Here is a 12,517-nt window from a genome sequence, read left to right as displayed (position 1 = left end):
GGGGCTTGCCCCGATGACGCCTGACAGGCCACAAAAACTCAGGCTTTGAGCACTACATCCTGCTCCAACACCACCCGCTGCTCCCCCGCATCCAACCGCACCAATGCGCCCATCGGCAACGTCAGGTTCGGGTCGCAATGCCCACTGCGCCAACCGGACAACACCGGGATGCGCAATGGCTCGAAGGTCTGCTTGAGCAAGCGCTCCAGCGCACCCTGATCTACACCCGCCACGTCCCCTACCAGCACGCCGGCGACCTGCTCCAGCTTGCCCGCCAGGCGCAGGTGCGTCAGCAGGCGGTCGATACGGTAGATCGGCTCGTTGACGTCCTCGATCAACAGGATGATGCCATCTGCGTCGATCTCAAAGGATGTGCCCATGACTGCCGCGATCATCGACAGATTGCCACCCAGCAAGCGTCCACAGGCAATGCCAGGCTCGATTGTGGTCAGCGGGTACGCCACGGGGTGCATTAACTCGCTACCAGCGCCCAACTGGCCGCGCAGCATGCTGAACAATGAAGACTCGGTAGGTGGTTGCTTGTCGCCCAAGAGATCGGCGTTGAGCATCGGCCCATGGAAGGTCACGAAGCCGGCGTAACGGCTGATTGCCAGGTGCAGCGCGGTGATGTCGCTGTAACCCACGAAGGGTTTGGCATTGGCGCGTAGCAGGTCGAAGTCCAGGCTATCGAGCAGGCGCGGCGTGCCGTAGCCGCCACGCAGGCAGAAGATGGCGTCGATTTCAGGGTCGGCGAAAGCTTTGTGCAGGTCGTTGAGGCGGGTTTTATCGCCGCCGGCGAGGTAGCCGTCGCGTTCATAGACACCCGGGAAGATGCGCAGGTCGTAGCCGCGGGTGCGCATCCATTGGCCGGCTCTTTCAACGTCCAGGGTGGCGGGGCCGGCGGGGGCGATCAGGGCGATGGTGCCTTCGCTACGGAGGGCAGGTACTGCAGCGGTCATCCACGACTCTCCTTGGCTAACGCGAAACAACTGTGGGAGGGGGCTTGTCCCCGATGGCGGTGTATCAGTATCAGAAGTGCTGACTGACAGTCCGCTATCGGGGGCAAGCCCCCTCCCACATTAACCTGCGGTGCCGCTCACAGCGCTATCAGGAAACCAGGCTTGCCTTGACCAGCTTGGCCTGCTCGTCCGCATGGTACGAAGAACGCACCAGCGGGCCAGACGCCACGTTCTTGAAGCCCATCTTGTAGCCTTCCTCGGCGAACCAGGCGAAGGTGTCCGGGTGCACGAAACGCTGCACCGGCAAGTGGCTGCGGGACGGTTGGAGGTACTGGCCGAGGGTCAGCATGTCGATGTCGTGTTCGCGCATGCGCTTCATGACTTCGATGACTTCTTCGTCGGTCTCGCCCAGGCCCAGCATCAAGCCGGACTTGGTCGGGATGTGCGGCATCATCTGCTTGAATTTCTGCAGCAGGGTCAGCGACCACTGGTAGTCCGAACCCGGACGCGCGGCCTTGTACAGGCGTGGCACGGTTTCCAGGTTGTGGTTGAACACATCCGGCGGCTCGGCTGCGGTGATTTCCAGCGCCACGTCCATGCGACCGCGGTAGTCCGGCACCAGGGTTTCGAGCATCACGTTCGGCGACAGCTTGCGGATTTCGCGGATGCAGTCGGCAAAGTGCTGCGCACCGCCGTCACGCAGGTCGTCGCGGTCTACCGAGGTGATCACCACGTACTTGAGGCGCAGGTCGGCGATGGCGATGGCCAGGCTTTCCGGCTCGTTGACGTCCAGTGGCTTCGGACGGCCGTGGCCAACGTCGCAGAACGGGCAACGACGGGTGCAGATGTCACCCATGATCATGAAGGTGGCGGTGCCGCCGGAGAAGCACTCGCCCAGGTTCGGGCAGGAGGCCTCTTCGCAGACGCTGTGCAGCTTGTGTTTGCGCAGCAGCGCCTTGATACGGTCGACTTCCGGCGAAACCGGGATGCGCACGCGGATCCAGTCGGGTTTCTTCGGCAGTTCGGTGGTCGGAATGATCTTCACCGGGATGCGTGCAACCTTCTCGGCGCCGCGCAGCTTGACGCCGGCTTCTACCTTGGCACGCGGGACCGGGGCTGGGCGTTCGGTAACGTCCACCGTCGGGATCATGGTTTGCACTGCATCAGTAGTCATAATCAGTCGATTCCGCCCGTAAGGGTCGTCTGCTCAGCATAGTCGAGGTGTTTGACGAGCTGCGCACGCAGCCGGGCACTTACCTCGGCAAATTTAATCGGTGTGGCGTGGTCGCTCAGTTGCGTCATCGCCAACCCGGCATAGCCACACGGGTTGATCCGCCGGAACGGTGCCAGGTCCATGTCCACGTTCAGGGCCAGGCCATGAAAAGAGCAACCGTGGCGGATCCGCAGCCCCAGGGAGGCGATCTTCGCGCCGTCAACGTACACACCCGGCGCATCCGGCTTGGCCGCAGCAGTCACTCCGTAACTGGCCAGCAGCTCGATCAGGCAAGCCTCCATGCGGCTGACCAGGTCGCGCACGCCAAACCCCAGCTTGCGCACATCCAGCAGCAAATAAGCCACGAGTTGGCCGGGCCCATGGTAAGTCACTTGGCCACCTCGGTCGACCTGCACCACCGGAATTTCCCCCGGCAGCAGCAGATGTTCGGCCTTGCCGGCCTGGCCCTGGGTGAACACGGGCGGGTGTTCCACCAGCCAGATCTCATCGGGGGCCGACGTGCCGCGCTCATTAGTGAAGCGCTGCATGGCGTGCCAGACGGGCTCGTAGTCCATCCGGCCGAGCTCGCGAAAGCCCAGAACCTGTGACATCACAGCACCATGTGCACGAAGCCGGTGGCCCGCAGTTCGCTGTTGATGTTGTAGAGCTGGTCCTGATCCGTCGCAACGATGTGCAACTGGATCGTGGTGTATTTGCCGGTGGAGCTTTGACGCTCGTCCACGCGGTTGTCATTGATCGTCGCGTATTTGCGAACGATCGCGAGAATCGTGTCCTTACGGCCCACGCCGGTATCGCTGATCACCTTGACGGGATAATCCGTCACTGGGAATTCGATCTTGGGCGCCTTTACTTCTGCTTCTTTATCGGTCATGGCGTAACGGCCTCGTAAGCGTAAGCCGTGGCGACGGGCAAAGCCCCGCGTCGGATCAACACGGGGCTTTGCAGGTGCACACAATCAGTTGAACAGGCTGTAGAAGAATAGACGGATGCTATCCCACACGCGGCGGAAGATACCACCTTCGTCGACGGCGTCCAGGGCGATCAGGTCGGCGCTGTGCACCACCTTGTCGTCCAGCTTCACTTCGACTTTACCGATCACGTCGCCCTTGGCGATGGGCGCAACCAGTTGCGGGTTCATGGTCATGCTGGCAGCCAGCTTCTTCAGCTGGCCTTTAGGCATGGTCAGGGTCAGGTCTTCAGCCAGGCCGGCCTTGACTTGGGAGGTAGCGCCCTTCCACACCGGCGCGGTCGCCAGCTCAGTACCCTTCTGGTAGAAGGTCTGGGTTTCGAAGAAACGGAAACCGTAGGTCAGCAGTTTCTGCGTCTCGGCCGCACGGGCCTGCTCGCTGTTGGTGCCGAAGACTACGGCGATCAGGCGTTGGCCGTCGCGCACAGCGGACGACACCATGCAGTAGCCGGCTTCTTCGGTGTGGCCGGTTTTCAGACCGTCGACGGTCTTGTCGCGCCACAGCAGCAGGTTGCGGTTAGGCTGCTTGATGTTGTTCCAGAAGAACTCCTTCTGGGAGTAGATCGCGTAGTGCACCGGGTCGACACGAATGATCGCGCGCGCCAGGATCGCCATGTCGTGCGCCGACGAGTAGTGCTCCGGGTTCGGCAGGCCGGTCGGGTTCATGAAGTGGCTGTTGGTCATGCCCAGGTCGGCCACGGTTTTGTTCATCATGTCGGCGAACGCGTCTTCGCTGCCGGCGATGTGCTCGGCCAGGGCGACGCTGGCGTCGTTACCGGACTGGATGATGATGCCGTGCAGCAGGTCGCTCACAGTCACCTGCGAACCCACCTTGATGAACATCCGCGAACCGCCGGTACGCCAGGCGTTTTCACTGACGGTAACCGGGTCGTTCTCGCCGATCTGGCCGCGACGGATTTCCAGGGTCGCGATGTAGGCGGTCATCAGTTTGGTCAGGCTGGCCGGTGGCAGGCGCTGGTCACCGTTGTTCTCGACCAGCACGTTGCCGCTGGCGGCATCCATGAGGACCCAGGCCTTGGCAGCCAGTTGCGGGGAAGCCGGCACCATTTCAACCGCCCAGGCGGCCGGGGTGATGATCAGCGAAAGAAGCAGGCACGTGCGTTTGGCTAAGGTGGTGATGTTCATCCGTCTCTCGAAATTGCTTATGGAAACTTGCCCTCGCGGGCAAAACTTATTCAGACAGCCCGCTACCAGACTGTCACGTGTTCGGTTGCCCGCTCACCCCTTGCCCCCGGGTTTTTATTGTTCAACGAGCCAACAACCACAGCCCTGCCCCGCACACGGGCCAGAACCATCAATTCTGTTTATTCAGCGGTGACCACGCTGGGTTGCCCCAGGTTGGCCAGGCGCACGCTGTTCTGCACTTGCGCCACTTCGCTCGGCGAGCCGATCGGGCCCATGCGCACACGGTGCAATGTCTGCTGGTTACGCACGATGGAACTGATGAAGACCGGCGCGTTGACCATGCTGCTGAGCTTGGACCTTAACAGTTCTGCCGCATCCGGGTTGGCGAAAGCGCCCACCTGCAAGTATTGGCCGCCAGCCAGCGACGCGCCCTGGGCAGCCTGCGGCACAGCCACGGTGTCCGGGGCGTGCTGCTGTGGCGGCGGTGTCCACTGCTCGACCTTGCCGGCCGATGCGGTAATTTGCGGTTGTGGTGTCTGCGGCTCGTTGAGCATCAACGGCGCCGGCTTGCCGCGCTGGGCCCAGTACTGCGCCGGGTCGATGCCTTCGACCTTGACCCGCGCAGTGCCGGTTTCGGCGTAGCCGAGTTTCTTGGCGGCGGCGTAGGACAGGTCGATGATACGGTCCGAGTAAAACGGGCCACGGTCGTTGACGCGCAGGATCACCGTGCGGTTGTTGTCCAGGTTGGTCACCCGCACATAGCTCGGCAGCGGCAGGGTCTTGTGCGCCGCACTCATGCCATACAGGTCATACACTTCGCCGTTGGCAGTGTTCTGGCCATGGAACTTGGTGCCGTACCAGGACGCCGTGCCCGATTGCACGTAGGTCTTGGAGTCCTGCAACGGGAAATAGGTCTTGCCCAGCACGGTGTACGGGTTGGCCTTGTAGGCACCGGTGTGCAGGGTGGGCGTGGCGTCCGGGATCTTCGACACATCGACATCCCACCACGGCGCGCCGTCTTTGTGCGCACGGTTGATGTCCAGGCCCGGCTGGGAACGAACTGCGGTGCCCCCGGACTTCTGCGCCGGACCGCGGCTGGTGGAGCAACTGACGACCAGCAGGGACAACGCGACGAACGCCACCAGCTTGAGCGGTTGATTGAACGGCGATGCCCGCATTACTTAGTGCCCCGTGCTTGGACCAGCATGTCTGACAGCTGATGCACGGCCATGGCGTACATCACACTGCGGTTATAACGCGTGATTGCGTAGAAATTCTTCAGGCCCATCCAGTATTCCGGGCCGTTTTCGCCCTCAAGGCGGAATGCCGTGACCGGCATATCGTCAGGCAGCGCATTCTGACTCGACCAGCCCAGCGCCCGCAACTCCCCGACCGTCTTGGCCGGCTCGATGCCCTGAGTCAGACCTTCATCGACGCGGTCCCCACTGACATCGGCGCGGATCACCACCGGCTCGCCGGCGACCCAGCCATGGCGCTTGAAGTAGCTGGCCACGCTGCCGACGGCGTCGTCGGGGTTGCTCCAGATATTGATATGCCCGTCGCCGTCGAAGTCCACTGCATAGGCGCGGAAGCTGCTCGGCATGAACTGCGGCAAGCCCATCGCACCGGCATAGGAACCTTTGAGGCTCAGCGGGTCGACCTGCTCTTCGCGGGCCAGCAGCAGGAATTCGCGCAGTTCCTTGCGGAAGAACTCGGCGCGGGGCGGATAATCGAAGCCCAGGGTCGACAAGGCGTCGATCACCCGATAGCTGCCGGTATTGCGCCCGTAGAAGGTTTCAATGCCAATGATCGCAACGATGACCTGGGCCGGCACGCCGTACTCCTGCTCGGCGCGGGCCAGCACGGCCTCGTGCTGGCGCCAGAAGTCCACACCACGGGCCACGCGGGCGTCGGTGAGGAACATCGGGCGATATTCCTTCCACTGCTTCACACGTTCGGCGGGGCGCGAGATGGCGTCGAGGATCGCCTGCTTTTTCTGGGCTTCGCGGAACACGCCCATCAGCTGTTCACCGGCGAAACCATAGTCGCGGGTCATCTCACCGACAAATTCGGCGACCTGGGGTGAACCATCATAGTCACCGGCCTGCGCCTCCTGCGTTGCGCCCAGCAGCCCAATCAGGCCCATCCAGGACGCGTGCCGAGTCGCCCAGCCGCGCATTACTTGCATTGACATCTTCACCTTATTCAAACCTGTGCGATCCATTTGCGATGCGTATGAATCGACATCAAAACCCCAAACGCTGACAGCAATGTCACCAGCGAAGTTCCGCCGTAGCTAATGAATGGCAACGGCACCCCAACCACCGGCAACAGGCCACTGACCATACCGATGTTGACGAAAACGTAAACAAAAAAAGTCATGGTCAGGGCGCCGGCGAGCAATTTGCCGAACAGCGTCTGCGCCTGCGCGGTGATCACCAGGCCGCGACCAATCAACAGCAGATAGATCAGCAACAGCGCGCAAATGCCCACCAGGCCGAACTCTTCGCCCATCACCGCAATAATGAAGTCGGTGTGGCTCTCGGGCAAAAAGTCCAGGTGCGACTGGGTGCCCAGTAACCAACCCTTACCAAATACCCCGCCGGAGCCGATGGCGGCCTTCGACTGGATGATGTTCCAGCCGGTACCCAGCGGATCGCTTTCCGGGTCGAGGAACGTGAGGATCCGCTGCTTCTGGTAGTCGTGCATAAAGAAGAACCACATGGCCACGGCCACCGGCACGGCAGCGGCAAGCACGCTGAGGATCCAGCGCCAGCGCAAGCCGCCCATGAACAGCACGAACGCGCCACCCGCCAGGATCAGCAGCGAGGTGCCGAGGTCGGGTTGGCGCACGATCAGGATGAACGGCACGCCAATCAGGATCAGGCTGATGCCCACATGTTTGAGCTGCGGCGGCAAGGTGCGCTTGGACAGGTACCAGGCAATGGTCGCGGGCATCAGGATCTTCATGAATTCCGACGGTTGGAAGCGAATCACCCCCGGGATGTTGATCCAGCGGGTCGCACCCATGGCGTTGTGGCCCATCACGTCGACCACCACCAGCAACAACACCCCGGCGACGTAGCCCAACGGCACCCAGCGCGCCATGAAACGCGGCTCGAGCTGGGCGATCACCACCATCGACAACAAGCCCAGGCCGAACGACGACGCCTGCTTGATCAGCAGGTCCCAGTTCTTGCCGCTGGCCGAATACAGCACGAACAGGCTGCCGGCCGCCAGGGTCAGCAGCAGGATCAGCAGCGGGCCATCAATGTGCATGCGTTGCAGCAACGTCGCACGGCGACGCATCACATCCTCACTGGAGAGGATGCGGTCAAAATTACTCTTCACGGGCCGTAACCTCGGTGCTTGAAGGGGGGCCGCCATATTCGGGCTTGAGCCTGCCGTCGTCGGCCAGCAGCCAGGCGTCCATCACCTGGCGCACCACGGGCGCCGCGACGCCGGAGCCGGACTCGCCGTTCTCGACCATCACCGCGACCACGATTTTCGGGTCGTCCGCCGGGGCAAAGCCGACAAACAAGGCGTGGTCGCGGTGGCGTTCCTGAACCTTGGAGCGGTCGTATTTTTCGCCCTGCTTGATCGCCACCACCTGGGCAGTACCGCTCTTGCCGGCAATGCGGTACTGCGCACCAATGGCCGCCTTGCGTGCGGTGCCGCGTGCACCGTGCATCACTTGCTGCATGCCATGGTTGACCTTGGTCCAGTCGGACGGATCGCGCAGCACGATGTTCGGGATCGGGTTTTCATCCAGAGGCTTCTCGCCCTCGATGGTCTTGGCCAGGTGCGGACGGTTCCAGATGCCTTTGTTGGCGACCAACGCCGTGGCCTGGGCCAGTTGCAGCGGCGTGGCCTGCATGTAGCCCTGGCCGATACCGAGGATCAGAGTTTCGCCCGGGAACCACGCCTGGCGGCGGGTTGCGCGCTTCCACTCCCGCGACGGCATCAGGCCGGGGGACTCTTCGAACATGTCCAGGGAGACTTTCTGGCCGAGGCCGAACTTGCCCATGTAGGCAGAGAGGCGATCGATCCCGAGCTTATGGGCCAGGTCGTAAAAATAGGTGTCGTTGGAGCGCATGATTGCGGTGTCCAGGTCGACAAAGCCGTCGCCGGTGCGGTTCCAGTTACGGTATTTGTGATCGTAGTTGGGCAGCATGTAGTAGCCCGGGTCGAACACGCGGCTGGAAGCGGTAACCACACCCGCGTCCAGGCCGGCAATCGCCACCGCCGGCTTGATGGTCGAACCCGGCGGGTACAGACCGCGCAGCACGCGATTGAACAGCGGACGATCAATGGAATCGCGCAACTCGGCGTAGGCCTTGAAGCTGATCCCGGTCACAAACAGGTTGGGGTCGAAACTCGGCTGGCTGACCATCGCCAGGACTTCACCGGTAGCGGGGTCCAGGGCAACCACTGCGCCGCGACGCCCGCCCAGGGCCATCTCAGCCGCTTCCTGCAACTTGATGTCCAGGCTCAGCACGATGTCCTTGCCCGGTACCGGGTCGGTGCGCTTGAGCACCCGCAGCACGCGGCCACGGGCGTTGGTCTCGACTTCCTCGTAACCCACCTGGCCGTGCAGCTCGGGCTCATAAAAACGCTCGATGCCGGTCTTGCCGATATGGTGGGTGCCGCTGTAATTCACCGGATCGAGGGTTTTCAGCTCTTTCTCGTTGATCCGCCCCATATAGCCGACGGAGTGAGCAAAGTGCGGCCCCTGCGGGTAATGCCGCACCAACTGCGCCACCACTTCCACACCCGGCAGGCGGAACTGGTTCACCGCGATCCGCGCGATCTGCTCTTCGGTCAGCTCGAACAGGATCGGCACCGGCTCGAAAGGCCGGCGCCCCTGCTTCATGCGTTTCTCGAAGATCACCCGGTCTTCCGGCGTCAGCTGCAGCACCTCGACGATCACATCGAGGATCTGCTGCCAGTCGCCAGAGCGCTCGCGGGTCATGCTCAGGCTGAAGCTGGGCCGGTTGTCCGCCACCACCACGCCATTACGGTCGAAAATCAGCCCACGGGTCGGCGGGATCGGCTGCACATGCACCCGGTTGTTTTCCGACAGCGTGGAGTGATAGTCGTACTGGATCACCTGCAGGAAATACAGACGGGCGATCAGCACGCCCAACAACGCCACCACCATGATCGCGCCAAACACCACGCGTGCGCGTACGAGACGTGCGTCTTTCTCGTGGTCCTTGATGCGGATCGGTTGGGTCATCGGGAGGGGCGCAGATTATTTGTGGTAAGGGTGCCCGGACAGGACTGTCCAGGCGCGATACAGCTGTTCACCGATCAGGATCCTTACCAACGGGTGCGGCAGCGTCAGCGCCGACAGCGACCAGCGCTGGTCCGCCCGCGCACAGACTTCCGGCGCCAGCCCTTCGGGGCCGCCGACCATGAAGTTGACCGTACGCGAGTCCAGGCGCCAGCGATCCAGTTCCACCGCCAGCTGCTCGGTGCTCCAGGGCTTGCCGTGCACTTCGAGGGTGACGATGCGCTCGTTGGGGCCGACCTTGGCCAGCATGGCTTCGCCTTCCTGACGGATAAAGCGCGCCACGTCGGCATTCTTGCCCCGGGTATTGAGCGGTATCTCTACCAGTTCCAGCGACAGCTCGGCGGGCAGACGCTTGGCATACTCGTGCCAGCCTTCTTCCACCCACTTGGGCATGCGTGAACCGACAGCAATCAGACGCAGGCGCACAGCCGTTCCTTATTCCTGGTCTTTGTTCAGCTTGTCGAAGTGCGCGTGGCCCACTTCCGGGCTGTGGTGCTTGCCATCGGCGGCACGGCTCTGCTCGGCGCCTTTCCACAGACGCTCCAGGTCGTAGAACTGGCGGGCGTTGGAGGTCATCATGTGAACGATCACATCGTCCATGTCCAGCAGCACCCAGTCGCTGTCGCCCTTGCCTTCTTCACCCAGCGGCTTCACGCCTTGGGCTTTGACGGCTTCGCGAACCTTGTCGAGCATCGCGCCGATCTGGCGGTTCGAGGTACCGGTGGCGATGATCATGAAGTCGGTGATGCTCTGCTTGTCGCGCACGTCCAGCACCTGGATATCCTGGGCCTTGACGTCCTCCAGGGCAGCCACGGCAACCTTTACCAGCTCTTCGCCGGCCAGTTCCGGGCCTACGTGGGCTTCAACCGGCAACGGCGCGCTTTTGAAAGTGCCTTTGCGCTTAACTTTGCTTACGTCTTTGTTCATCATATAAAACTCGTTTTGCTCGTATGTTCGGGCGCCTGCCGTACGATTTTTCGTGCGTTCAAGCGCGCCTTTTCAGTTCGACGCACGGTAAAGCCCGTGCGCATCGATGTAGGCCAGGACCGCGTCAGGCACCAGGAAACGTACCGACTTCCCGCTGGCCAGCAGTTGACGGATCTGGGTGGCGGACACCGCAAGCGGGGTCTGCCAGACGAATGCAATATTCCCGTTCGGCCCGGTCAGGGCCAAGGGGTCACTTACCGACCGCGCGGCCAGCAGGTTGCGCAAGGCATCCGGCGGTTCGCTGTCGGCATCCGGGCGTTGCAGAACCAGGATGTGGCAATGCTGGAGGAGTTCCTCCCAGCGATGCCAAGAGGGCAGGCCGCAAAAAGCGTCCCAGCCCAGAAGCAAAAACAACTGGTCATCCGCGGCCAACTCGGCGCGCATCAGCTCCAGGGTGTCAACAGTGTAGGACGGTTTATCGCGCTTGAGCTCGCGGTCGTCCACCACCAGCGGCGTTATGCCTTCCACCGCCAGGCGCACCATTTCCAGGCGCTGCTGCGGCGATACCTGCGGCGTATCGCGATGGGGCGGCCGCGCATTGGGCATCACGCGCAGCTCGTCCAGCGCGAGGGCATCCGCAACTTCCAGGGCACTGCGCAAATGGCCGATGTGCACGGGGTCGAAGGTACCGCCGAGCAGCCCGATGCGTTTACCCATCAAGTGCGCACATGACCGTCGCCGAACACCACGTACTTCTCGCTGGTCAGGCCTTCCAGCCCGACCGGGCCACGGGCGTGGAGCTTGTCGGTGGAAATGCCGATCTCTGCGCCCAGGCCGTATTCGAAGCCGTCGGCAAAGCGTGTCGAAGCGTTGATCATCACCGAGGCGGAATCCACTTCGTTGAGGAAGCGCCGCGCATCGCTGAAATGCTCGGAAACAATAGCGTCGGTGTGCTTCGAGCCGTAGGTGTTGATGTGTTCGATGGCTTCGTCGAGGTCATCGACGATCTTGATCGACAGGATCGGCGCGGTGTATTCGGTGTACCAGTCCAGCTCGGTCGCCTCGATCACGTCCGCGCCCAGCAGCGCACGGGTGCGCTCGCAACCGCGCAGCTCGACGCCCTTGTCGCGGTAGATGGCAGCCAGCGGCGGTAGCACGCGCTCGGCAATGCCGACGTGCACCAGCAGGGTTTCCATGGTGTTGCACGGGGCGTAGCGGTGGGTCTTGGCGTTGTCGGCGATGCGGATCGCCTTGTCGATGTCGGCGGCGATGTCGATGTACACGTGGCACACGCCGTCCAGGTGCTTGATCACGGGCACCTTGGCATCGCGGCTGACGCGCTCGATCAGGCTCTTGCCGCCACGCGGCACGATCACGTCGACGAATTCCGGCATGGTGATCAGCGCACCCACGGCGGCGCGGTCGGTGGTTTCCACCACTTGCACCACTTCGGCGGGCAGCTCGGCCACGGCCAGGCCCTGCTGGATGCAGGCCGCGATGGCACGGTTGGAATTGATCGCCTCGGAACCGCCGCGCAGGATGGTGGCGTTGCCAGACTTCAGGCACAGGCTCGCGGCGTCGATGGTCACGTTCGGACGCGACTCGTAAATGATACCGATCACGCCCAGGGGCACGCGCATCTTGCCGACCTGAATGCCGGACGGCAGGTAACGCATGTCGCGGATTTCACCGATGGGGTCAGGCAGCTTGGCCACCTGACGCAGGCCTTCGATCATGTCGTCGATACGTGCCGGGGTCAGTGCCAGGCGGTCCAGCAGGGCCGGCTCCAGGCCATTGGCGCGGCCGTTGGCCAGGTCTTGCTCGTTGGCGGCGCTGAGCTCGGAGCGCGAAGCATCCAGGGCATCGGCGGCGGCCAGCAAGGCGCGGTTCTTCTGCGCAGTGCTCGCACGGGCGATCAACCGCGAGGCCTGACGGGCAGCGCGACCCAGGCGGGTCATGTAGTCAAGAACGGACTCAGTCATGGTCAG

13 protein-coding genes are annotated in these 12,517 nt (G+C 62.7%); all 13 read right to left on the bottom strand.

The genetic code is table 11. The features are described 5' to 3' along the window. Positions 1–38: 38 nt before the first annotated feature. Complete coding sequence (locus BFN10_RS12345) at positions 39–959, bottom strand: S66 peptidase family protein (RefSeq protein WP_071489897.1); 921 nt, start codon at positions 957–959, stop codon at positions 39–41. Positions 960–1,107: 148 nt separating this feature from the next. Continuing rightward, positions 1,108–2,109, bottom strand: a complete 1,002-nt coding sequence (gene lipA, locus BFN10_RS12340; protein ID WP_162276411.1) for a lipoyl synthase — start codon at positions 2,107–2,109, stop codon at positions 1,108–1,110. A gap of 26 nt (positions 2,110–2,135) precedes the next feature. Beyond that, complete coding sequence (lipB, locus tag BFN10_RS12335) at positions 2,136–2,783, bottom strand: lipoyl(octanoyl) transferase LipB (protein ID WP_071489895.1); 648 nt, start codon at positions 2,781–2,783, stop codon at positions 2,136–2,138. After that, positions 2,783–3,064, bottom strand: a complete 282-nt coding sequence (locus BFN10_RS12330; protein WP_071489894.1) for a DUF493 domain-containing protein — start codon at positions 3,062–3,064, stop codon at positions 2,783–2,785. Before BFN10_RS12330 ends, lipB begins: the two co-directional genes overlap by 1 nt. 84 nt (positions 3,065–3,148) lie before the next feature. Continuing rightward, the gene (locus BFN10_RS12325; protein WP_071489893.1) at positions 3,149–4,306 is read right to left on the bottom strand and encodes a D-alanyl-D-alanine carboxypeptidase family protein; all 1,158 of its coding nucleotides are present in this window, start codon (positions 4,304–4,306) and stop codon (positions 3,149–3,151) included. A gap of 179 nt (positions 4,307–4,485) precedes the next feature. Continuing rightward, entirely contained in the window at positions 4,486–5,484 is a 999-nt protein-coding gene (locus BFN10_RS12320; RefSeq protein ID WP_071489892.1) for a septal ring lytic transglycosylase RlpA family protein, read from the bottom strand. Next, the gene (gene mltB / locus BFN10_RS12315; RefSeq protein WP_071489891.1) at positions 5,484–6,494 is read right to left on the bottom strand and encodes a lytic murein transglycosylase B; all 1,011 of its coding nucleotides are present in this window, start codon (positions 6,492–6,494) and stop codon (positions 5,484–5,486) included. Before mltB ends, BFN10_RS12320 begins: the two co-directional genes overlap by 1 nt. A 17-nt stretch (positions 6,495–6,511) precedes the next feature. After that, positions 6,512–7,615, bottom strand: coding sequence for a rod shape-determining protein RodA (gene rodA / locus BFN10_RS12310; protein WP_042570827.1), 1,104 nt, complete (start codon positions 7,613–7,615; stop codon positions 6,512–6,514). Positions 7,616–7,646: 31 nt separating this feature from the next. Further along, on the bottom strand, positions 7,647–9,545 hold the full coding sequence (gene mrdA, locus BFN10_RS12305; RefSeq protein ID WP_071489890.1) for a penicillin-binding protein 2: 1,899 nt from the start codon (positions 9,543–9,545) through the stop codon (positions 7,647–7,649). Between the two features lie 15 nt (positions 9,546–9,560). Beyond that, a complete protein-coding gene (gene rlmH / locus BFN10_RS12300; RefSeq protein ID WP_003176297.1) occupies positions 9,561–10,028 on the bottom strand; it encodes a 23S rRNA (pseudouridine(1915)-N(3))-methyltransferase RlmH in 468 nt (155 codons plus the stop codon). A 9-nt stretch (positions 10,029–10,037) separates the two neighbouring features. Continuing rightward, positions 10,038–10,532 carry a ribosome silencing factor gene (gene rsfS / locus BFN10_RS12295; protein WP_071489889.1) on the bottom strand — a complete coding sequence of 165 codons (495 nt, stop codon included), beginning with the start codon at positions 10,530–10,532 and terminating at the stop codon, positions 10,038–10,040. Between the two features lie 69 nt (positions 10,533–10,601). After that, a complete protein-coding gene (gene nadD, locus BFN10_RS12290; protein ID WP_071489888.1) occupies positions 10,602–11,246 on the bottom strand; it encodes a nicotinate-nucleotide adenylyltransferase in 645 nt (214 codons plus the stop codon). Further along, the gene (locus tag BFN10_RS12285) at positions 11,246–12,511 is read right to left on the bottom strand and encodes a glutamate-5-semialdehyde dehydrogenase (RefSeq protein WP_071489887.1); all 1,266 of its coding nucleotides are present in this window, start codon (positions 12,509–12,511) and stop codon (positions 11,246–11,248) included. The genes nadD and BFN10_RS12285 overlap by 1 nt, the downstream gene beginning before the upstream one ends. Positions 12,512–12,517 lie beyond the last annotated feature (6 nt).

The sequence above is a fragment of the Pseudomonas extremorientalis genome (assembly GCF_001870465.1).
GTDB lineage: Bacteria > Pseudomonadota > Gammaproteobacteria > Pseudomonadales > Pseudomonadaceae > Aquipseudomonas > Aquipseudomonas extremorientalis.
The sequence above is the reverse complement of the archived record's forward strand: the minus strand, read 5'-3'. Positions and strand labels throughout refer to the sequence as shown.